Source organism: Thiosulfatimonas sediminis, from assembly GCF_011398355.1.
GTDB classification, from domain to species: Bacteria; Pseudomonadota; Gammaproteobacteria; order Thiomicrospirales; family Thiomicrospiraceae; genus Thiomicrorhabdus; species Thiomicrorhabdus sediminis_A.
The window spans coordinates 1,088,191-1,112,720 of the sequence record NZ_AP021889.1 but is presented as its reverse complement, the minus strand read 5'-3'; the positions used below and the strand labels follow the sequence as shown (position 1 = coordinate 1,112,720).

8 protein-coding genes are annotated in these 24,530 nt (G+C 46.2%); 6 read left to right on the top strand and 2 right to left on the bottom strand.

What is annotated here, in order from left to right:
• Positions 1 to 252 precede the first annotated feature (252 nt).
• Entirely contained in the window at positions 253 to 10,914 is a 10,662-nt protein-coding gene (locus HRR27_RS05015; protein ID WP_173271490.1) for an Ig-like domain-containing protein, read from the bottom strand.
• Between the two features lie 454 nt (positions 10,915 to 11,368).
• Between HRR27_RS05015 and HRR27_RS05010 the strand changes: the two genes are divergently transcribed.
• Genes HRR27_RS05010 through tnpC form a run of 3 tightly spaced genes read left to right on the top strand, consistent with a single transcriptional unit; the run spans position 11,369 to position 13,616 of the window.
• Entirely contained in the window at positions 11,369 to 11,719 is a 351-nt protein-coding gene (locus HRR27_RS05010) for a transposase (RefSeq protein WP_173271488.1), read from the top strand.
• Positions 11,716 to 12,045 (top strand): IS66 family insertion sequence element accessory protein TnpB, encoded by a 330-nt coding sequence (tnpB, locus tag HRR27_RS05005; protein ID WP_173271486.1) that lies wholly within the window; start codon positions 11,716 to 11,718, stop codon positions 12,043 to 12,045. Before HRR27_RS05010 ends, tnpB begins: the two co-directional genes overlap by 4 nt.
• A 17-nt stretch (positions 12,046 to 12,062) precedes the next feature.
• Positions 12,063 to 13,616 carry an IS66 family transposase gene (gene tnpC / locus HRR27_RS05000; RefSeq protein ID WP_173271484.1) on the top strand — a complete coding sequence of 518 codons (1,554 nt, stop codon included), beginning with the start codon at positions 12,063 to 12,065 and terminating at the stop codon, positions 13,614 to 13,616.
• A gap of 375 nt (positions 13,617 to 13,991) precedes the next feature.
• Here the strand turns inward: tnpC and HRR27_RS04995 are convergent, their stop codons facing one another.
• Positions 13,992 to 18,533, bottom strand: coding sequence for an Ig-like domain-containing protein (locus HRR27_RS04995; protein WP_173271482.1), 4,542 nt, complete (start codon positions 18,531 to 18,533; stop codon positions 13,992 to 13,994).
• A 371-nt stretch (positions 18,534 to 18,904) separates the two neighbouring features.
• Between HRR27_RS04995 and HRR27_RS04990 the strand changes: the two genes are divergently transcribed.
• The 3 genes from HRR27_RS04990 to HRR27_RS04980 all read left to right on the top strand — a co-directional run bounded on the left by HRR27_RS04990 (position 18,905) and on the right by HRR27_RS04980 (position 24,530).
• Positions 18,905 to 20,752, top strand: coding sequence for a TolC family outer membrane protein (locus HRR27_RS04990; RefSeq protein WP_173271480.1), 1,848 nt, complete (start codon positions 18,905 to 18,907; stop codon positions 20,750 to 20,752).
• Between the two features lie 215 nt (positions 20,753 to 20,967).
• Entirely contained in the window at positions 20,968 to 23,109 is a 2,142-nt protein-coding gene (locus HRR27_RS04985) for a type I secretion system permease/ATPase (protein WP_173271478.1), read from the top strand.
• Positions 23,106 to 24,530 (top strand): HlyD family type I secretion periplasmic adaptor subunit, encoded by a 1,425-nt coding sequence (locus HRR27_RS04980; protein ID WP_173271476.1) that lies wholly within the window; start codon positions 23,106 to 23,108, stop codon positions 24,528 to 24,530. Before HRR27_RS04985 ends, HRR27_RS04980 begins: the two co-directional genes overlap by 4 nt.

Genomic DNA, 24,530 nt, shown 5'->3' with positions numbered 1-24,530 from the left:
AACACATAGAAGAATAACGAACTTTATCCAAGAATTTTAGATGTGGGTAAATTGGCGCTTACTTTGCTCATCAAAATTCTCCTGTGATTGAAAACACATAGAAGAATAACGAACTTTATTCAGGAATTTTAGATGTGGGTAAATTGACGCTTACGGACGGTTACCGATGATCACCGGATGCTTGCGCTTGAATACTAAAAAGCCCCAAATTTCTTGAGGCTTTTTTGTTTTTTATGTCACGTTAATGCAAATTCATGAGTCCTTGCCATGATTTAGTAAGTCGTCAACAATTTCTTTAGTTGTGACATCCATTCCGCCGTTACCAGTGTTATCAACGACCAATTCTCCCGTTTCTGTATTCAAATCGGTCAAATTAGCGTTTGTCTGATTCACATCCAATACAAGCAAGTCTTGAGCATTTTCAGGTAGATCTTCCACAGACTCTGAATTAATAGGTAAATTCACCGCTCCATCATCGTCGACGTTTAGTAAATCAGTCAAGTCAACTTCTGTGCCAACAAAAGCTTCACCGGCAGTGCTCGAAGCAGTAATACTATCCAAAGCAGCATAGTCAAGCATACCATCGTCAGACTCTGCATCGACGATACGCATATCAAAATCACTATCATCCATATCAGTGTAGTCAACGATCATGTCTTGAACGTGTTGCATTGCACTGTCTTCTGATATTGGAGTGAATCCGTTTTCTACCAGAATTTGTGCTAGCTGATCCCCACTAATCGTGCTCAAATCAAAACTGTCATCACTAAATTGCTCATGCATTTCAGGGCTGATCACAATTCCGTCATAAGCGTTCGCATTCGAATCAATGGTTTGTAGCAATACTGCCATGTTTTCGACATATTCGTCATTAACATCTTGCAGACTGGTACCAGCTATTTCTTGTAAGAACACATGTCCGTCTGACAAGGCTGTAGAACCAAAAGATCCTAAAACAACATTACCAATAGAGAAGGTTATTTGATCCCCTTGATAGTAGCTAAAGCCGCCGTTTTCATCAGTGAAGCCAGTTAAACCGGAAGAGGTTGAATAGGCAATACCTTCAACAATACCGTCGACCAGGGTTCCGTTTAGCAATGGCGAGGAATCAACCATAACTTCTGCAGAAACGTTATCTACACTAAAGTCTTTATCGTTGTCAGTATTAATGACGCGGATCTCATCAAAACCGCCACTTTGGGTAACCGTGATTGATGTTGAACCCGAGGAATAACTGTAAGAATCTAAATCAAAATCACCAACTTTAGCACTATCTTTATAGAGTTCAATTTTCCCGTTATGATTGGATGCATTGTAACTACTGATGTCTATATTGGCTTCAGTAGCGATACCATTAAGTTGATAGCTAATAGAATGCAAACCGCTATCGTTACTATCAACTAATTCAACGGCATTACCATCAAAGGTTTTAATTAATGTTGCGGCAGGTGGAACAATAGCTACATCCGTTGTCGTCAAATTCACATTCGCCGTCGCTTGACTGCCATCGGCATCCTGTACGAGATAACTCAACGTATCACTCATATCAGCAGCAACATCATTCAAGGCAGTAAAGGTATAGCTACCATCACCCGATACCGTAAAGCTACCGGCATTGGTAGTAAAGGTATGCGAGTCAGCAGCGTCAACAAAGGTATAAGTCGATGCGCCATGAGTGACTGAAACCAGTTCAGGAGTTCCCCAGCCATCGCCACCGTCACTGTCATTACCGAGTAAATTGCCGCTCATTTGATTCGGTGTCGGAGTAATAACTGATGTTAGCGTTAAAGCAAGGTCACTAATGTCATCCAAGATAATAACGTTACTGTCATCGGCGGCATCATTAGTATCAGCATCTGATGCTGAAGTATCAGTTGCATCATATGTGCTCGCAGTTTCACCAGATGACCATGCAATCGGCTCTAAATGACCAATGTCCGAATTGGATAATCCGCCATAACCGACAGCAAATGAGGTATCAAACCCATTGCTGGATAAGAAGTTTATCCAAGCTGACTCTTCGCCAACAGATCCTCCGTTAGTGTCAGATTCGATAATACCGTCTGAACCTGTTTCATTATTTTCATTTGGAGAACCATCTGAAATAAACATTGAAACCAATTTTCCGCCACCGGATGGTGGAGCGACGAAATTATCAGTAACCGTTTTTAAGGCAGCATCATAATCTGTTCCGTAACTATCAGAACCTGTGGTGTTTATCGAATTAATTGCAGTCATTGCATCAGTCAGGTTAGTGTACCAACCTCCGTTCTCACCAGAATCATGGAAAGTGCCATCTTTTGCAAAAGAGGTAATAAATACCGAATGCACCGCACCACTGTTAAATAAGCCTTCAATAGAAGATTTTAGTGTCGCCATCTGACTTGAACTAACACTCGCTGAATGATCGATCATTAACACCAAATCACTGCCGGTCGTTACCGTCTGACTAACACTTTCTTCAATGCTGATTACATCATCTACGGCAATTGGAGCCGTATCTGCTGCGATAGCAGTGGCCGCCACACCATCACTCGTAATCGTACCGGTAATACTTCCTCCTGAACTGTCATTATCCGCATCAGTAATAACAACAGGCACACTTAAGTTAATATCTGACGGACTAATTTCAGTTAGAGAGAAGTCACCACCCACACGGAAGTCAACACCATCCGCATTAAAGGTAACCGAAGCAATTGCTAGATCACTTCCTGAATCCCAAGAAATATGTGCCGTATCAACACTGATTGTATAAGGCGTTCCAGGACCATTAGAACCGACAGCAACATCTAGGGTTCCTTGAGTACCATCAACAGCAATAAAATCGAGTGTTAAGTTTGTCGCAACACCGCTCTGCGTATTAACAGAAACTGAGAAAGTGTTAACACCTGCAATATTCGAATCAGTTAAAGCGTTATCAATTGCAGCTTGGCCTGTTAAAGGGCCACTGCTAGCCAATGAATCATAGAATGAGAAGGTTACCGATTCACCTGACGAACCATCAACCCATTGTGAAGCCGCGCCAACATACCCTACACCACCAGCGCCACTTGTGTTGGTTGATACCGCGCCCGATGAATTTGCAGAAGTGATAAGAATATCAATACCGTCTGTACCGATTGCATAAGCATCTGCACTACTGCCACTTAAGCCGCCAATGTCAAATGTAATCTCATCGCCGGCAAGATAGAAAGTACCATCAGCAACATCAATACTATAGTTACCAGTGCTTTGATTAAGGGTAATGGTAATCGCAGTTTGATTACCTGCAGTAACAGCAGTTAACACATCGCCATTAGAATCTAAAGACCACGTTAACTCTTGCCCATTGAAATACACCTGATCACCATTACTGAAAACAGGCATTCCATTGATTGATGAGTTGAAATCAACATCACCACCACCATCAGCACCAAATACTTGGGCTAATGAAATAGATGAAACAGAATTGCCATCTTCAATCGTACCAAAGCTAACTGGAGTTACACTAGGTGCATCATCTCCAATCGTAGCAATATTGATCACAACTGGAGTAAACGAGGACTCACTAGTTGAAACAGTGACACTATCAGTATGTGATACAACATTATTCTCTAAAACATTATCTTTCAAGGTATAGGTATATTGAAGCTCTCCTCCAGAGAAAGCTGTGAATAACAGTTGACCAGTACCATTAGTGGTATCAACTGAAGTACCTGTAAGCCCTGTCTCAGCATCGTACACTTTTGTTCCATTAACAAAGATATCATCTCCGCCATCTGAATCACTCACGGAAATATAATTACCCATGCTATCAATCAAAGCATTTGAATCAGGGCTTGACCCATCGACGAGATTAGCTTCAGAAACTGTCGCTAATTGACCTTCACCTATTACTGGGTTGTCATTGACATTGTCTAGACTGATATTGACCGTCGCAGTGTCAGTCCCGCCTTCGAGGTCGTCGACTTTAACCGTTAAGCTGTACTCACCCAATTCGGCATCGTCAATGTCTTGCGTCACACTGATTTGACCAGTGCTGGCATTAATGCTGAACAGACCTGCTTCGTTACCACCTTCTATGCTATAGACTTTATTGGCATCACTGTCGGCATCACTGGCTGTGACCGTTCCAACCACTGTACCGGAGGTCGTACCTTCATCGGCACTGAACTCGTAAACATCTACATTCGATGCAGTTTCAGCCGTATCACTGCCTGATATAAATTCAGGAATGGTGTTATTCACCGTCCAAGTGAAAGTTTCACTGGCAACCGGAGCACTGCCATCACTGGCCGTGACAGTCACGCTGTAGGCTTGGGTGTTGTTGTTGTCATCCGTTGCATCCGAGGCGTCACTGGCAATCGTGCCACTGATCACACCGGTACTGCTGTTGATGCTTAACCCTTTCGGTAGCCCACTGGCGCTGTACGTCAAGGTGTCGCCATCGGCGTCACTGAAGTTGCCGGATACGTCTAGATTGACGCTTTCTGAGTCGAGGTTGGTTTGATCACTAATTTCGGTGCTTTCTGGATTGTCGTCAACATTATCCAGACGGATATTGACCGTCGCAGTGTCAGTCCCGCCTTCGAGGTCGTCGACTTTAACCGTTAAGCTGTACTCACCCAATTCGGCATCGTCAATGTCTTGCGTCACACTGATTTGACCAGTGCTGGCATTAATGCTGAACAGACCTGCTTCGTTACCACCTTCTATGCTATAGACTTTATTGGCATCACTGTCGGCATCACTGGCTGTGACCGTTCCAACCACTGTACCGGAGGTCGTACCTTCATCGGCACTGAACTCGTAAACATCTACATTCGATGCAGTTTCAGCCGTATCACTGCCTGATATAAATTCAGGAATGGTGTTATTCACCGTCCAAGTGAAAGTTTCACTGGCAACCGGAGCACTGCCATCACTGGCCGTGACAGTCACGCTGTAGGCTTGGGTGTTGTTGTTGTCATCCGTTGCATCCGAGGCGTCACTGGCAATCGTGCCACTGATCACACCGGTACTGCTGTTGATGCTTAACCCTTCCGGTAGCCCACTGGCACTGTACGTCAAGGTGTCGCCATCGGCGTCACTGAAGTTGCCGGATACGTCTAGATTGACGCTTTCTGAGTCGAGGTTGGTTTGATCACTAATTTCGGTGCTTTCTGGATTGTCGTCAACATTATCCAGACGGATATTGACCGTCGCAGTGTCAGTCCCGCCTTCGAGGTCGTCGACTTTAACCGTTAAGCTGTACTCACCCAATTCGGCATCGTCAATGTCTTGCGTCACACTGATTTGACCAGTGCTGGCATTAATGCTGAACAGACCTGCTTCGTTACCACCTTCTATGCTATAGACTTTATTGGCATCACTGTCGGCATCACTGGCTGTGACCGTTCCAACCACTGTACCGGAGGTCGTACCTTCATCGGCACTGAACTCGTAAACATCTACATTCGATGCAGTTTCAGCCGTATCACTGCCTGATATAAATTCAGGAATGGTGTTATTCACCGTCCAAGTGAAAGTTTCACTGGCAACCGGAGCACTGCCATCACTGGCCGTGACAGTCACGCTGTAGGCTTGGGTGTTGTTGTTGTCATCCGTTGCATCCGAGGCGTCACTGGCAATCGTGCCACTGATCACACCGGTACTGCTGTTGATGCTTAACCCTTCCGGTAGCCCACTGGCACTGTACGTCAAGGTGTCGCCATCGGCGTCACTGAAGTTGCCGGATACGTCTAGATTGACGCTTTCTGAGTCGAGGTTGGTTTGATCACTAATTTCGGTGCTTTCTGGATTGTCGTCAACATTATCCAGACGGATATTGACCGTCGCAGTGTCAGTCCCGCCTTCGAGGTCGTCGACTTTAACCGTTAAGCTGTACTCACCCAATTCGGCATCGTCAATGTCTTGCGTCACACTGATTTGACCAGTGCTGGCATTAATGCTGAACAGACCTGCTTCGTTACCACCTTCTATGCTATAGACTTTATTGGCATCACTGTCGGCATCACTGGCTGTGACCGTTCCAACCACTGTACCGGAGGTCGTACCTTCATCGGCACTGAACTCGTAAACATCTACATTCGATGCAGTTTCAGCCGTATCACTGCCTGATATAAATTCAGGAATGGTGTTATTCACCGTCCAAGTGAAAGTTTCACTGGCAACCGGAGCACTGCCATCACTGGCCGTGACAGTCACGCTGTAGGCTTGGGTGTTGTTGTTGTCATCCGTTGCATCCGAGGCGTCACTGGCAATCGTGCCACTGATCACACCGGTACTGCTGTTGATGCTTAACCCTTTCGGTAGCCCACTGGCACTGTACGTCAAGGTGTCGCCATCGGCGTCACTGAAGTTGCCGGATACGTCTAGATTGACGCTTTCTGAGTCGAGGTTGGTTTGATCACTAATTTCGGTGCTTTCTGGATTGTCGTCAACATTATCCAGACGGATATTGACCGTCGCAGTGTCAGTCCCGCCTTCGAGGTCGTCGACTTTAACCGTTAAGCTGTACTCACCCAATTCGGCATCGTCAATGTCTTGCGTCACACTGATTTGACCAGTGCTGGCATTAATGCTGAACAGACCGGCTTCGTTACCACCTTCTATGCTATAGACTTTATTGGCATCACTGTCGGCATCACTGGCTGTGACCGTTCCAACCACTGTACCGGAGGTCGTACCTTCATCGGCACTGAACTCGTAAACATCTACATTCGATGCAGTTTCAGCCGTATCACTGCCTGATATAAATTCAGGAATGGTGTTATTCACCGTCCAAGTGAAAGTTTCACTGGCAACCGGAGCACTGCCATCACTGGCCGTGACAGTCACGCTGTAGGCTTGGGTGTTGTTGTTGTCATCCGTTGCATCCGAGGCGTCACTGGCAATCGTGCCACTGATCACACCGGTACTGCTGTTGATGCTTAACCCTTCCGGTAGCCCACTGGCACTGTACGTCAAGGTGTCGCCATCGGCGTCACTGAAGTTGCCGGATACGTCTAGATTGACGCTTTCTGAGTCGAGGTTGGTTTGATCACTAATTTCGGTGCTTTCTGGATTGTCGTCAACATTATCCAGACGGATATTGACCGTCGCAGTGTCAGTCCCGCCTTCGAGGTCGTCGACTTTAACCGTTAAGCTGTACTCACCCAATTCGGCATCGTCAATGTCTTGCGTCACACTGATTTGACCAGTGCTGGCATTAATGCTGAACAGACCTGCTTCGTTACCACCTTCTATGCTATAGACTTTATTGGCATCACTGTCGGCATCACTGGCTGTGACCGTTCCAACCACTGTACCGGAGGTCGTACCTTCATCGGCACTGAACTCGTAAACATCTACATTCGATGCAGTTTCAGCCGTATCACTGCCTGATATAAATTCAGGAATGGTGTTATTCACCGTCCAAGTGAAAGTTTCACTGGCAACCGGAGCACTGCCATCACTGGCCGTGACAGTCACGCTGTAGGCTTGGGTGTTGTTGTTGTCATCCGTTGCATCCGAGGCGTCACTGGCAATCGTGCCACTGATCACACCGGTACTGCTGTTGATGCTTAACCCTTCCGGTAGCCCACTGGCACTGTACGTCAAGGTGTCGCCATCGGCGTCACTGAAGTTGCCGGATACGTCTAGATTGACGCTTTCTGAGTCGAGGTTGGTTTGATCACTAATTTCGGTGCTTTCTGGAGAATCATTAACAGGATTAACTCTGACATCGACTGTCGTCGTATTACCTTCTTCGTTGGTGTAAGTGAATTGATCACTGCCATTGAAGTCCGCATTGGGCGTATAAGTCACGGTACCATCAGCGTTGATCGCAACCGTACCGTTGGCGCCATTAGTCACACTGGCAACCGGTGAGACCGGGCCGTCAATGTCGGTGTCGTTGGCCAATACATCAATCACGACTGGTGTGTCTTCATTGGTGACCGCAGTGTCTGGATTGATGGCTGTGGCGTCATTGATTGGGTTGACGGTCACCGAGACCGTGGCGCTATTGCCTTCTTCGTTGGTGTAGGTGAATTGGTCACTGCCGTTGAAGTCGGCATTAGGCGTATAAGTCACGGTACCATCAGCGTTGATCGCAACCGTACCGTTGGCACCGTTGGTGACACTGGCAACCGGTGAGACCGGACCGTCAATGTCTGTATCGTTTGCAAGCACATCAATCACGACTGGGGTGTCTTCATTGGTGACCGCAGTGTCTGGATTGATGACTGTGGCGTCATTGATTGGGTTGACGGTCACCGAGACCGTGGCGCTATTGCCTTCTTCATTGGTGTAGGTGAATTGGTCACTGCCGTTAAAGTCGACATTGGGTGTATAAGTCACGGTACCATCAGCGTTGATCGCAACCGTACCGTTGGCGCCATTAGTCACACTGGCAACCGGTGAGACCGGACCGTCAATGTCGGTGTCGTTGGCCAATACATCAATCACGACTGGGGTGTCTTCATTGGTGACCGCAGTGTCTGGATTGATGGCGGTGGCGTCATTGATTGGGTTGACGGTCACCGAGACCGTGGCGCTATTGCCTTCTTCGTTGGTGTAGGTGAATTGATCACTGCCGTTAAAGTCCGCATTGGGCGTATAAGTCACGGTACCATCAGCGTTGATCGCAACCGTACCGTTGGCGCCATTAGTCACACTGGCAACCGGTGAGACCGGACCGTCAATGTCGGTGTCGTTAGCCAATACATCAATCACGACTGAGGTGTCTTCATTGGTCACCGCAGTGTCTGGATTGATGGCTGTGGCGTCATTGATTGGGTTGACGGTCACCGAGACCGTGGCGCTATTGCCTTCTTCATTGGTGTAGGTGAATTGATCACTGCCGTTAAAGTCCGCATTGGGCGTATAAGTCACGGTACCATCAGCGTTGATCGCAACCGTACCGTTGGCGCCATTAGTCACACTGGCAACCGGTGAGACCGGACCGTCAATGTCTGTATCGTTTGCAAGCACATCAATCACGACTGGGGTGTCTTCATTGGTGACCACAGTGTCTGGATTGATGGCGGTGGCGTCATTGATTGGGTTGACGGTCACCGAGACCGTGGCGCTATTGCCTTCTTCGTTGGTGTAGGTGAATTGGTCACTGCCGTTGAAGTCGGCATTGGGCGTATAGGTCACGGTACCATCAGCGTTGATCGCAACCGTACCGTTGGCACCGTTGGTGACACTGGCAACCGGTGAGACCGGACCGTCAATGTCGGTGTCGTTGGCCAATACATCAATCACGACTGGTGTGTCTTCATTGGTGACCGCAGTGTCTGGATTGATGGCTGTGGCGTCATTGATTGGGTTGACGGTCACCGAGACCGTGGCGCTATTGCCTTCTTCGTTGGTGTAGGTGAATTGGTCACTGCCGTTGAAGTCGGCATTGGGCGTATAGGTCAAGGTACCATCAGCGTTGATCGCAACCGTACCGTTGGCGCCATTAGTCACACTGGCAACCGGTGAGACCGGGCCGTCAATGTCGGTGTCGTTGGCCAATACATCAATCACGACTGGTGTGTCTTCATTGGTGACCGCAGTGTCTGGATTGATGGCTGTGGCGTCATTGATTGGGTTGACGGTCACCGAGACCGTGGCGCTATTGCCTTCTTCGTTGGTGTAGGTGAATTGGTCACTGCCGTTGAAGTCGGCATTAGGCGTATAAGTCACGGTACCATCAGCGTTGATCGCAACCGTACCGTTGGCACCGTTGGTGACACTGGCAACCGGTGAGACCGGGCCGTCAATGTCGGTGTCGTTGGCCAATACATCAATCACAACTGGTGTGTCTTCATTGGTGACCGCAGTGTCTGGATTGATGACTGTGGCGTCATTGATTGGGTTGACCGTCACGGTAACGCTTGCCGTATTGCCTTCTTCGTTGGTGTAGGTGAATTGGTCACTGCCGTTGAAGTCGGCATTGGGCGTATAGGTCAAGGTACCATCAGCGTTGATCGCAACCGTACCGTTGGCGCCATTAGTCACACTGGCAACCGGTGAGACCGGGCCGTCAATGTCGGTGTCGTTGGCCAATACATCAATCACGACTGGTGTGTCTTCATTGGTCACCGCAGTGTCTGGATTGATGGCGGTGGCGTCATTCACTGGGTTAACGGTAATTCCAACCGTTGCTTCTGAAGTATTTCCGTTGCCATCAGTCACGGTATATGAGAATGAGTCATCACCGTTATAATTTTCGTCAGGGGTATAGGTATAAGTGCCATCACCATTATCAACTAATTGACCATTTACAGGCTGGGTGATGCCGATAACCGTTAAGTCGTCGCCGTCGGCATCAATATCGTTAGCTAACAATTGCTCATCTGTAAAAGTAAGAGGTTGATCTTCCTCTGTGACAAGTAAATCATTGTTAGCAACAGGTGGGGTATTGGCGAGTAAAAGACCTTCTTCAGTCACAAGAGCATCTTGAGCCGCAAATGCATCGCCTTCGAAGGTTACCGGATCTGTTGTTTCGACAATACGAGCAACTTGCGGAACCCCACCTTCTTCCTGATATTGGGCGTCTTGAGATTCTGAAATGCTGTAAATCGTCAAGGACATAGCCCCACCTGCATCAGCTGCACCACCCGCAGCTGTTGCTTCTAAATTATCCAGTAAATCACCACCCTCTGGATTTTCAATTTCAGCAAGAACATCTTCTAGCGATTGCGGTCTTACTGCGCTATCTTGCTCAGTCTTAGCGCCATCTTCCAACATATTAGAAGTCAGTACAAGCGTCTGGTTTGCTCCAATCGTTACCTCTTGACCACCCTCTAATCGCAGTCTGATTGAACCATCAGCGCCAGTCTGAATGGTATCACCTGTCGCTAATAAATCTGCGACTTCGACGATTTTTGGGTTACCTGCTTGGTCGTATACCAAAACAGAATTTTGAACATTTAAGATGGTGGCGATTGAATTAGACATGGTAAAAACCCTCTAAATATAATAAGTAGTTATGCTTAACTACATTAGACGCTTTTTACTTTAAAAAAAACACAGACTTTAGTACTAGCATATTTTTTTTGTTTCTATCACACCAACACAATCAATAGAATTCCACTATTAAAGAGAGGGGAAAATTTACCCTATTAACAAATTTTCGAACCAAATACTTACAAATTAAGTAATCGTCAAAACACCATCAACCTTAAGCAGACACAGAGTAAGTTCGAATGGCTTCAGGCACAGAACAGTTTGACTGTGCATTGCGATCGTTTGCCGTCATGTCTATGCCTGACAAAACAAGCAGCACAGCGCCCTCGAATGATTCAAAGCCGCTACGAGTGAGGCTAGCAGTAACTATCCGGTAAACACCTCTTACCCTCCACACTTATCTGTGAATAATTAGGTGCCCACGTATTCTAAATGGGCACTTATTATGACAGACTCTCTATCAACGCTTCCCACAGTCAAAAAGATTCGCCGTCGCTACTCACGGGAATTCAAACAGCAAGTTTTGTCCGCTTGCGAGGACCCTAACACCTCGATTGCACAAGTCGCTCGGGACTACGGCATCAACGCCAATCAAATACAAAACTGGAAGCGTCAGCTTAAAAAGACAGCTTCCTCTCAAGCGGCATTTATTCCGCTTGTCTTGAACGATCTGCCGCCATCACCTCCTCATGTGCTCTTGGTCGAACTGCCTGCACCTCAAGGCAAGATTGCTGTGCACTGGCCCGTCACAGAATTGGCCAAATTAAGCGCCTTTGTCAAGTCGGTGCAGTCATGATTCGCATTGATCATTATTGGCTGGCGACTGAACCTTTGGATATGCGTGCCGGACCCGATACCGCATTAGCTCGAGTGATTGCCGTGTTTGGTGAAGCCAAGCCTCATCATGCGTATCTGTTTGCTAATAAGCGAGGCAATCGAATGAAAGTCTTGGTTCATGATGGCCTTGGTATCTGGCTGTGTGCTCGGCGTTTGAATCAAGGAAAATTCCATTGGGCTGAACGGTGGCGGGGCGAATCCGTGACACTCTCCCCTGAACAATGTCTGGCACTGGTGCAAGGCTTGCCTTGGCAACGACTCGAGACTTCCCTTGCTCTGAGTTAGTCTTTATAATCCGCGGCATGAAAACGCTGCTAAACCTCAATCAACTCTCTGCACACCAGTTACGGACACTGGCAGCGCAGTTGTTGGTTCAGGTTGAAGAAAAAGACCAACGCATTGCGGCCAATACCAAAGCGCTGCAACAAAAAGAGCTTAAAATCGATCAACTCACCTATGAGTTGGCGTATCTGAGACGTTTAAAATTCTCACACAAAAGTGAACAGATCAGCGCCTTACAGATGACACTGTTGGATGAAGTGACCGATGCCGACATTGCGGCGATTGAATCGGAACTGGAATCTCTCAAAGACAAAACCGACACAGCGCAACCAAAGAAAAAACCTAAGCGTCAGCCGCTACCCGAAAACCTACCTCGTCTTGACATCCGTCATGATCCCGAATCCACCACTTGTTCATGTGGCTGTCAATTACGCCATATTGGTGAAGACGTCAGTGAGAAGCTGGATTATCTGCCCGGGACGTTTCAAGTGGAACGTCATATTCGCTCCAAATGGGCGTGCGATGCCTGTGAAACTCTGATTCAAAAACCGATGCCCCCACAAATCATTGACAAAGGTCTGCCCACCTCTGGGTTACTCGCACATCTGCTCATCGCCAAATACGCTGATCACTTACCGCTGTATCGTCAAGCTCAGATCTTTGAACGGGCCGGTGTTAAATTACCCAGTTCCACTTTAGCCGAATGGGTCGGCGTCTGTGGTGTTCAACTTGAACCGGTGGCTCAAGCACTCAAAGACTTTTTGCTGACGCAACCGGTCTTGCACGCCGATGAAACCCCAGTGCCCATGCTCAAGCCGGGGAATAAGAAAACCCATAAAGCCTATCTGTGGGCCTACACCAATCCAGCCAATGCACAACATAAGGCGGTGTATTACCACTTTAGTGAAGGACGAAACGGCAAGTTTGCACGAGAAGTGCTGCAGGATTGGAAAGGATTGTTGGTGTGTGATGACTATCCTGGGTACAAAGCCAGTTTTAAACAAGGCGTGAGCGAAGTGGGCTGTATGGCGCATGCCCGTCGTAAGTTCGTGGAACTGCATGAAAGCGGCAAAAGCACGATTGCCATTCAAGCCATTGAACTAATGGGGCAACTTTACGCCATTGAAAAAGAGATTCAACCCTTAGCCCCAGAGGAACGACAGACCATTCGACAGCAAAAATCCAAACCGATTATGGACCTGCTGCTCAAATGGCTGCAGGTCCATCGAGAAAAAGTGCCCAAAGGTGGGGCAACGGAAAAAGCGATTCACTATAGCCTGAAACGTTGGGATGCCTTAAGCCGATACCTCGGAGATGGCCGCCTGCCCATCGATAATAACTGGGTGGAAAATCAAATCCGACCTTGGGCGTTAGGTCGCAAGAACTGGCTGTTTGCCGGCAGTCTACGCAGTGGTCAACGTGCGGCGAATATTATGAGCTTGATTCAATCAGCTAAAAACAATGGTCTGGATCCTTACGCCTATCTCAAAGAGGTGCTTGAACGCTTACCCACCCATAAAGCCAGTCAAATCGACCAACTCCTACCGCACAATTGGCAACCTAGCAATCGGTGATTGCCGGACGGTTACGGCTAGCAGAGGCAACTTCGTTGTTATCCCAATCATCTATAGCGATAGCGATGCATTTCGAAGCAAGCCTAGAATTTACTATTTGCAAGACCTCGCTGAAGTCAATCAGGACTTATTCTTTGTCACATTAACTTTCAAGATTGTGCACCGGTATCAATAAAAGGATTCGTTTAACCGCTTAAGGTTTTGATCGTTTGAAAATTCATTGAAGTGTATTAAGCCAAAACAGACTTAAGATAACATTGGCCTTGGCCGAATTTAGGTGAAGAGTCAGTCGGCAGAAATTTTTCTCTGCCGACTGAGTAGAGGACCGAACGCGATACTCACACGTCGGTTTTTTTGGCAATCGTATAATTAATTTTACAAATTTGTTGTATCGTCTAAATGACTTTGAATCACTTCTTCCATCGTTTCGTTTCTACCAAAAGTCGTTTTAGAAAAAATCTTAACCGAATCCAGTGAATCCAGTTCATTCTGCTCTTCTTGATCGTCTGCACTTTCCAAATAATCAAAGACGACCTCGGTGAAGTCATTCTGCACCACATCAAATATGCTCATATCCTCCAATGCCATGGACTCGATAAAATCAGCCGGTGGAGTTGCAATATCAATATTCGCATAATCAAAACCTTGACTGATTAACGCCAGCTCTGAATCAGGAATATGTAAATCAAAAGCGGCAGCGGTCATATCCGTTAAGTTCATCAAAGTGGCTTGCACATGAGCCATTGCATCGACTTCAGTGACAATATTCTCAAAACCATTATCCAACAAGAATTGCTGAAGTTCTTGCTCACTGGCTGTAGCTAGATCAATGCTTTGACCAGCCAATTGCTGATGAACTTCTGGGGTAATCAAAATCCCGTCTGCTGGATTAGCATTAGCATCCAGCGTCTGCAAGAATACCGCCATATTTTCAACATATTCGCTATTCAAATCAGAACGAGAAACATCCGCTAAATCTTGCAAGAAAACATAACCCGCAGCCAAATCTTCAGCACTGGCAACACCGATCAGTACATCACCAATCTTAAAGGCAACAGAATCCCCATCACGGTAAGAAAAAGCGCCATTTTCATCGGTCAACCCTTTAATACCTGAATTGGTCTCAAAGGCTAAGCCCTCCACAATATCATCAGCAAAAACACTTTTCTTCGTCACGGCGGACAACAGATTACTTTCTACCGAAATAAGCTGGCTTAGGGATTCACTGTCTGCATCACCATTGGCATCGACTGCGCGAATGCTCAAATTGCTCATCAAATCTGCCGCAAAGAACGTATTGCTATTATTGACTTGGAAAGTTGCAAGCAGTTCATTGAGTTCCGCATTCGTCATCGACTGATTAACCCCATCTCCACCTGGCTTAGTGATAGTCACCTTATAAGAAGTATTAATCATTCCAAGCATGCCACTGCTTGACTCCACCGTCACGGTTAGGCCACTCTCGCTAGTATCCAAATAAAAAGGCTGGCCTGGGTTGCCAAATATAGCATTGAAATTAAAGCTCGCTAAACTGGAATAACTGATCTCAACCTGGGTGATATTGTCGGCTGAGTCGTAAACCGCCAATTTTTGCTCAAAGCCCAAATCAATCAGCGGATTAAACTCAATGCCAAGCAGACCAAATAAGCCGCCACTGCCTTCAATGAACACTTGTGGCGGGTCATTACTAATCACAGGAGTCACTTGAGACGGAATTGTGCCCTCAATCAGGGCGTCAACCACATCTTGATCACCATCTTCAATAGTAACTGGAATCGCCAAGTTAACCTCTTCAGGCTGTGTTTCAACAACACTTAACGCCCCAACACGATAATCAAAATCATCACAGCCAATAAAGTTAACCGCCACAACTGGTAATTTGCTCGCAACTACCTCAATGGCACCATCGATTACATTTGCCATATAAGTTACTTGCGACCCATCAATCATGGTCAGAAGTAGCTCGATAACCTCATTGCCTGTTGAATTACCTTGAAAATCAATCAGTGCTGAGAAAGCCGAAACCCCAGCAAAACTCGATTCGCCAAGAATATCGCCCAAGACAAGATCGTTAGGTTTAATATCAGCGGGCTTCACCATTCCATCAAAGAAACTCAGCGTCAGCGTTTCACCCTGATCAATCCACTGATCAGCAACACCAACATAACCTTGATTAGTGTTTACAGTGCCATCAAGTGAGGTTGCCAAAATGCCAAGCAAATTATTAAACAAGCCGAAAAACCCGCTGTTCCCACCGGTAAATGACTCCACACCAAGCAAATTGTTAGCAGGTGTTAGACCAAAGACACCATCCGCAATCTCAATCGTATAATTGTTATCTGTTGGATTCAGTGTCACGGTTATCGCCGTATCGCCCGCTTCGGAAACTGCCGTCAGTACACCATCAACAAGGTTCCACTTTAGAGCCGAACCATTGAAGTACACCGGCTGACCGTCTTTATCCGTTACCGCCTGAGCATGCAAGTCTGCCGAAAAAACAATCGTTCCAGCGCCATCTGCACCAAATAAAGCATTTAAATCATAAGAACCACTGACATCAAACGCCTCAGGATCAATCTCTGGTTTATCATCTATGATTTTGATTGAAGCCTGCACAGAATCAGACCAACCTTTTTGATCAGCAACTTCAATACTGAATGATTCGCTAAAATCATCACTTTCCTGCGAGTTTTCAACTGCTGTGTTTAAAGTGTATTCATAAGCAATGACACCCGTAGTTGAATCATAAGCCGTAATAGACAAACTACCGTATGTTAGCCCTGCATCTGCAATCGAAATGGAAGCCATATTTCCAAGCGCCAATGCTTCCAATTGCGTCATTGACACAAGAGTGCCTGCCTCTCCACCAAAACGAATCTCGGTAAGATCACCCAAACCATCGGCGTCGAACAAACGAATTTCGCCTACCGCGACCACAGGTTTTTGCCCCACCAATGAACCTAAAGCAAGACCTGACTCAAACACCTCATCGATACCTGGCTGATTATCAGGGTAACTATCATTGTCAACTTTAATGTATGGTGTTTTATTCTCTGAAATCGGCAAATTCAGCTCATCACCTGTCCCGTTGTTGTCACTCAGGTCCGTGTAGGTGTTATCCGCAACGCTGATTTGTGCGGTGCCTTCAAAACTTGCATCCGGTGTAAAGGTCGCGGTCCACGTATCGCCATCCACTTGGGTGAAGTCGCTCAGACTTCCACCAGTGATTTGCACATCGTCTTGGGTGAAGTCTTTGACAGCTTCGCTGAATTGGAAGGTGACGGTGCCGTCTTGCTCGGTGATCTCTAGGCTTGGACCTTGGGTGTCGACACCCAGTTCCAGTTGAGCACCCGTCCCATTGTTGTCACTCAGGTCCGTGTAGGTGTTATCCGCAACGCTGATTTGTGCGGTGCCTTCAAAATTTGCATCCGGTGTAAAGGTCGCGGTCCACGTATCGCCATCCACTTGGGTGAAGTCGCTCAGACTTCCACCAGTGATTTGCACATCGTCTTGGGTGAAGTCTTTGACAGCTTCGCTGAATTGGAAGGTGACGGTACCGTCTTGCTCGGTGATCTCTAGGCTTGGACCTTGGGTGTCGACACCCAGTTCCAGTTGAGCACCCGTCCCATTGTTGTCACTCAGGTCCGTGTAGGTGTTATCCGCAACACTGATTTGTGCGGTGCCTTCAAAACTTGCATCCGGTGTAAAGGTCGCGGTCCACGTATCGCCATCCACTTGGGTGAAGTCGCTCAGACTTCCACCAGTGATTTGCACATCGTCTTGGGTGAAGTCTTTGACAGCTTCGCTGAATTGGAAGGTGACGGTGCCGTCTTGCTCGGTGATCTCTAGGCTTGGACCTTGGGTGTCGACACCCAGTTCCAGTTGAGCACCCGTCCCATTGTTGTCACTCAGGTCCGTGTAGGTGTTATCCGCAACGCTGATTTGTGCGGTGCCTTCAAAACTTGCATCCGGTGTAAAGGTCGCGGTCCACGTATCGCCATCCACTTGGGTGAAGTCGCTCAGACTTCCACCAGTGATTTGCACATCGTCTTGGGTGAAGTCTTTGACAGCTTCGCTGAATTGGAAGGTGACGGTGCCGTCTTGCTCGGTGATCTCTAGGCTTGGACCTTGGGTGTCGACACCCAGTTCCAGTTGAGCACCCGTCCCATTGTTGTCACTCAGGTCCGTGTAGGTGTTATCCGCAACGCTGATTTGTGCGGTGCCTTCAAAACTTGCATCCGGTGTAAAGGTCGCGGTCCACGTATCGCCATCCACTTGGGTGAAGTCGCTCAGACTTCCACCAGTGATTTGCACATCGTCTTGGGTGAAGTCTTTGACAGCTTCGCTGAATTGGAAGGTGACGGTGCCGTCTTGCTCGGTGATCTCTAGGCTTGGACCTTGGGTGTCTGCAGGTACAGGCTCTTCTGGTACTGGCTCTTCTGGTACTGGCTCTTCTGGTACTGGCTCTTCTGGTACAGGCTCTTCTGGTACAGGCTCTTCTGGTACAGGCTCTTCTGGTACAGGCTCTTCTGGTACTGGCTCTTCTTGAATCGGTAATGTTTCGGTAGCAACGCCCTCATTAGCTTGCTGAGCCTCAGCAGTGACCGTTGTTTCATCATCAAGCGTTACTGGATCGGTCGTTTCAACAATACGCGATACTTGTGGTACTCCACCTTCTTCTTGATATTGCTCGTCTTGAGATTCAGAGATGCTGTAAAGCGTCAATGTCGTCGCACCGCCATTATCGGCAGCACCGGCTGCTGTCTCTTCCAAGTTTTCAAGAATATCCCCTTCTTGATTCAGTAACCCCAGTACATCATTAAGGGTTTGTGCTTGGACAGCATTATCGAAAGATTGCGCTTGCCCGGCTAAATTACTATTTGGAATGACGATTGTTTGGTTGCTGGCAATTTTCACAACCTGTCCGCTCTGTAATGTAAGTTCTACATTGCTCGTAGCTCCAATTCTTACAATATTGCCAGTGTTCAGAAGTGTACCGATTGCAACATTTTCACCCTCCAAAACAGAAAAAACATCATTTAAGTAATTTCTGCAACTGCTTGCGACACACAACGATTTCCATGAATAAAAATTTTAAAGTCACTCCTGCTAAACTATTCAATAGACGTCAAAATCGTACTTAGGTATGATGTTGTTAAGTATTTTAAAAACCTATGCTTTGAAACTTAAAATTGCGTAAAAAAAACAGGATTGTACTTTTTGATTCAAAATTATGAAAACACGATCCATCAATAAATTAAATTACCTAAGCCTTCGAGGTTATCACCATGTTTTATTCAACTGCAACCAACTCATTTGTATTTAGGAAAGGCGTAAAATTACTTGCCTTAGCAGGACTACTGACTTCTGCGCAAGCTTTCGCAGCTCCTGTAGCGACGATTTCTGATAACTCGCTTAATGAAACAATTAAGTTTGCTATTGAAAACAATCCTGAAGTTCAAGCAGCTTGGCACAATTTTTTATCTTCCCAGCAAGATACTAACAGTGCCAATTCTGAACTACGCCCTAATGTAGATTTATTTGCCGATTACTCGTTACAACATAAAAGTTACACCACTAATGAAAATTACCATGGCGCTAGTGGCCGTTTAACGGTGACGCAAATGCTTTACGATGGCCAGCGCACGGCAAAGAACATTGAAGGCTTTAAGAATGCCGAATTAGTCAGTTACTTCCAGCTACTTGATTCGGTTGAAAGCATTGCCCTGCAAACTTATACCGCTTACCAAGATGTTTTACGCTTTCGCAAACTCACCGCGATTGCTCAGCAAAATTACGATAACCACCTCGATGTTTATGGAAAAATTGCAGCGGGCGTGGAAACTGGCGCGACTCGCCGTGCCGATCTTGAACAAATTAGCGGCCGTTTGGCGTTAGCGGAATCCAATTTATTAACGGAAAAAGCCAACTTACACGATGTCAGCTCACGTTTTTTAAGAATTGTCGGACAAATTCCTGCACAAAATCTCAATGCAATGGATTTTGATTCAGGCGCTATCCCTAGTAACTTTCAAAGCGTTATGGACAGCGCTTATAAGCACAATGCTGCCTTTCATGCCGCAATTCGTAATATTGAAGCCAAACGAAGTGATGTCAATAAAGAGCGTGCCGGCTTTAAACCAAACTTAGATTTGCGCGGTGAATACGGCGCCCAAACCTATGATTTACAAGGTGAGAGTAACGGTATTCAAGACGGTAAAATAGCCTTGGAGTTTCGTTACAATCTATACAATGGCCATCGCACAGACGCCCTAGTACAGAAAGCGATGGAAGAAGTCAACCGCGCTCAATACCAACGAGAAAAAGTCTGTGTAGATATGCGTCAAGAGATGCAAATTTCTTTTAACGACGTCCGCAAACTCAATGATCAACTACCGATTCTACAACAGCACTTAGATGCCTCTGACAAGGTGCGTGTGGCATTTAAAGACCAGTTCTCGATTGGCCAAAGAACACTACTGGATTTACTTGATACTGAAATCGAATTTTTCCAAGCCAGCCGTTCTTATGCTAATGCGTTGTTTGACCGTAATATTTCGATTGCAAAAACACTTGCTAAAATGGGGGAATTACTTAATACCCTAGCCATTACTCGTGATGGCGTCCCATCTTTAGCCGACTTAGGTTCAGAGCCGATTCCAGTCGATCCAGCGACAACCTGCCCTATTCTTGAAGTACCGGATTTTTCAGCCGCAATTGAGCGTCCTAAACCAATCAGCCTTCCATCTAAGTTTGAAGTCCCTTCACCGCAAAATGAAGCGGGAAATACCTATCGCTTAGAAGTTAACTTTAAGTTCAATTCATCCATTATTGATGATAAATACGAAAATGACATCAAAGCACTGGCTGAGTTCTTGCAAAACAATTCAGAAACTAAGGTTGAAATTCAAGGCCATGCTTCTTTAGAAGGGCCAGAAGCTTACAACCAGTGGTTGTCAGAAAGACGCGCGCAAGCGGTAGCGAATGAGTTAACAAACAAGTTCAATATTCCCCGTTCACGCGTAACCAGTCTTGGCTTTGGAGAAACAAAACCATTGGTTAACGCGACAACGCCTGAGGCGAATAACGTCAATCGTCGAGTGGAATCAAAAATAACCTTAATCCTTGCAGAGTAAGTTATTTTTAATCAACCAAACAAGCCGCTAAAGCAAAAGCTTTAGTGGCTTTTGTTTTTCTTATTAACAAATTTGCATAGAATTATTACTCAGGTAGTATTATTTTCTCGACACAAAAACGAAAGACGACGCAGAAAAAGTCTACATTAACTTAAGCACCAACCAATTCGTCCAAAAGTCATCGCAGGCTTAATGAGTGAAAAACTTAATCTCTTATGAATAATCAATCAAGCAAACACGATCCATTAAGCAGCTGTCTTTTGCATTTATGCCAAATACACGAACGAGATATCTCTCAAGAATCACTACTCAATGGTTTACCTCTTGAAGAAGGCATTTTAATTCCCTCTGTTTTTGAACGTGCCGCGAAACGCGCCGGCTTAAGCAGCAAAATACAAACTCGACGTTTAGCACAAATTAATCCTCATTTATTGCCTTGTGTGCTCATTATTAAAAATCCAAAGACGCAAGAAAATGATGCCTGCATACTCTATGAACTGAACGAACAACACGCCACTGTTGGCTTCTCAGATATTCCAGAAAGCGCACAAACAATCGCTTTAGACGAGCTTAATCACCAATATCAAGGACAAGTCATTTATGTCCGTCCAGAGTTTCTCTACCAAACTCAAGCATTAAAAATCGCAAAACCCTCACTTCACTGGTTTTGGGGAGTGATTCAAGAAAATCGCGGTCTATATAAAGACATTTTAATCGCCTCTATTTTGATTAATCTCTTTGCTATCGCCATGCCGATGTTTGTAATGAATGTCTATGACAGAGTCGTGCCCAATCATACAACGGATACCTTGTGGATTCTGGCGGCGGGTATCTTTTTAGTGATTACAACCGAGATGATTTTAAAATTGATGCGCAGCTGGTTTGTCGATTTAGCCGCTAACCGTGCCGATGTGAAACTCTCCTCAAGCATTATGGAGCGCGTATTAAATATGCGGCTCGTGCATCGGCCTCGCTCATCTGGCTCATTTATTTCCAACGTACAATCCTTTGAATCCATTCGCAGTTTTATCGGTTCTTTAACCGTGACCGCGCTAGTTGATTTACCGTTTGTACTGCTCTTCACGCTTATCATTGCGCTGATCAACCCCATTTTGGTTATTCCTATTGTGATTGCCATCTTGGTGGTTATAACCTATGCGTTAAGCGCACAACAAAAAATGCATGAACTATCCATCGACTCGATGGAAGCCAGTGCCAAACGCAACGACACGCTCTACGAAGCCGTCGCGAATATTGAAACGCTTAAAGGCTTCAACGCAGAAAGTCGAGCACAATCACGCTGGGAAAAAGCGACTCTATTTATCACCCGAAATGCGGCAAAAATGCGCTTTCTCTCCGCATCAATTAGCAACGGAGCCACTTGGGTACAACAAATGGCCAGCGTTAGTGTTATCGTTCTGGGGGTTTATCTGATTATCGAGGGTGAGATTTCTCAAGGAGCCTTAATTGCCGCTTACCTTCTAACCTCTCGCGCAATGGGCCCGATCAGTCAGACAGCTGGCTTACTGGCACAATATCATTATGCAGCGACCTCTTATCAAGCCTTGGAAGAAATCATGCAACGGGATGTCGAACGGCCACAAGGGAAATCTTGGGTTCACCAAGGTCAACTAAAAGGCGATATCGAATTTCGGAATGTTGATTTCAGTTACCCAAACGATGACCGCTTGGCGTTAAGCAAAATCAGTTTCAAAATCAGACAAGGCGAACGAGTTGCGATTCTCGGTCGTAACGGTTCTGGAAAAACCACCTTAGAAAAACTGTTACTAAGTCTGTTTGAACCGAGCGGTGGCAGCATCTTACTGGACGGCATCGACATTCGACAAATCGACCCTGCCGAACTGCGCCGCAACATCGGCTACATCCCTCAAGACATTGTATTATTTAATGGAACCTTGAAAGAAAACCTTATGTTCAGCGCACCTTTGGCCAGTGACGAACAAATTGTTAACGCCAGTCATATCTCAGGATTAGCGCCCATCATTAATGCGCATCCTGAAGGCTTCAATATGCAGGTTGGCGAACGCGGTCAATCGCTTTCCGGCGGACAAAAACAATCTGTTGCGCTGGCTCGCGCCATTATCAACGACCCACCGATTTTGCTATTTGACGAGCCAACCGGTTCATTAGACTTCTCTGCAGAAGCTACTTTTAGTAAAAATTTACAAACAATTGTAACTGGAAAAACCCTCATTACCATTACCCACCGCACCAGTTTACTTAATTTGGTCGAGCGGATTATCGTACTCGATAAAGGCCGTGTGATTGCCGATGGGCCAAAAGATCAAGTTCTCGAAGCACTTCGCCAAGGACAGGTAGGGAGAACCCAAGCATGAGCCAATCGCCAAACAAAACCACCGTTGAGCAGGCCGCCTTTAACCGTGTTGGAAAAATCAGTGACCAAGTAGGCAACAAAGGTAAACCTTTATTAGATTTCGCCATGCCCAAAACGGGAAAAATCAACTCACAGGACTGGGTTACCGATGCCGAGTGGGCTCGTATCCAGCAGCAACCCCTACGCGCGAAACGCATGCTTTATACCACAATGATGACCATCGTATTACTCATCATCTGGGCAGCGAATGCCAATTTAGAGGAAATTACCCGTGGCTTTGGCAAAATCATTCCCTCACAAAAACTACAGGTGGTGCAATCTCTGGACGGTGGGGTTATCCAAGAAATCTTAGTTGCCGAAGGACAAACCGTTGAAAAGGGAGACCTTTTATTACGAATTGATGCCACTCGTTCACAATCCAATTTCTACGAAAATGAAGCGCAAAGCCTTGCACTGCGTGCAGAAATTATTCGCTTAAAAGCCTTAACCGACTCCGCCCCGATGGTCTTCCCCCAAAGTTTAGTCGAAGCCGCACCGGATATCGTTGAGCGAGAAAAACGTCTCTACAATTCCAATATCTCAGAACTGAATGAGCAGCAAAAAATATTAGAATCTCAGCTTTTTCAACGCCGTCAAGCATTACGCGAAGCTTTTGCCATTAAAGCACAACATACACAAAGCATTTCTTTACTAAGCAAAGAGTTGGATGCTACACGACCATTACTCAAATCGGGCGCGGTCTCGCCAGTCGAACTCTTGCGCTTAGAGCGTGAATTAAATAGCTTGGAAGGTGAATTAGCCAAAAATGAAGCTTTCATTTCACGTAATCGAGGTGCCATTACCGAAGCACAAAACAAAATTGATGAGCTCAAAGCCGGTAGCCAAAAACGCTGGCGCGAAGAATTGGCCGAAGCTTCAAACAAACTGTCCGCTTTACAACAAGCCGCGAAAGGCTTGCAAGATGTCGTCACGCAAACTGAGATCCGAGCACCAATCAAAGGCAAAGTACAACGTCTATTAGCGACAACGGTAGGCGGAGTACTTGCCCCAGGACAATCAGCGCTAGAAATCATACCAACCGATGACACGTTAATTGTCGAGGCGAAAATATCCCCTAAAGACATTGCTTTTATTCATCCCGGACAAGAAGCCACAATCAAATTCAGCGCTTATGATTTTGCGATTTACGGCGGAATGCCTGCACAGGTAATCCAAATTAGTGCCGACACCATTACCGATGAAAAAGACGAAACCTACTATTTAGTTAAACTCAAAAACGATAACGCGAGTTTCTCGGATAGTTTGGAAATCATTCCAGGGATGACCGTGCAAGCCGACATCATTACCGGCAAGAAAACCGTTTTAGAATACTTATTTAAACCTATCCTTCGTGCATCCTCCGAAGCAATGACTGAGAGATAA

What these genes read in the sequence shown, in the direction of transcription:
- HRR27_RS05015 (WP_173271490.1), bottom strand. Translation starts at nt 10,914, where the DNA reads ATGTCTAATTCAATCGCCACCATCTTAAATGTTCAAAATTCTGTTTTG.
- HRR27_RS05010 (WP_173271488.1), top strand. Translation starts at nt 11,369, where the DNA reads ATGACAGACTCTCTATCAACGCTTCCCACAGTCAAAAAGATTCGCCGT.
- tnpB (WP_173271486.1), top strand. Translation starts at nt 11,716, where the DNA reads ATGATTCGCATTGATCATTATTGGCTGGCGACTGAACCTTTGGATATG.
- tnpC (WP_173271484.1), top strand. Translation starts at nt 12,063, where the DNA reads ATGAAAACGCTGCTAAACCTCAATCAACTCTCTGCACACCAGTTACGG.
- HRR27_RS04990 (WP_173271480.1), top strand. Translation starts at nt 18,905, where the DNA reads ATGTTTTATTCAACTGCAACCAACTCATTTGTATTTAGGAAAGGCGTA.
- HRR27_RS04985 (WP_173271478.1), top strand. Translation starts at nt 20,968, where the DNA reads ATGAATAATCAATCAAGCAAACACGATCCATTAAGCAGCTGTCTTTTG.
- HRR27_RS04980 (WP_173271476.1), top strand. Translation starts at nt 23,106, where the DNA reads ATGAGCCAATCGCCAAACAAAACCACCGTTGAGCAGGCCGCCTTTAAC.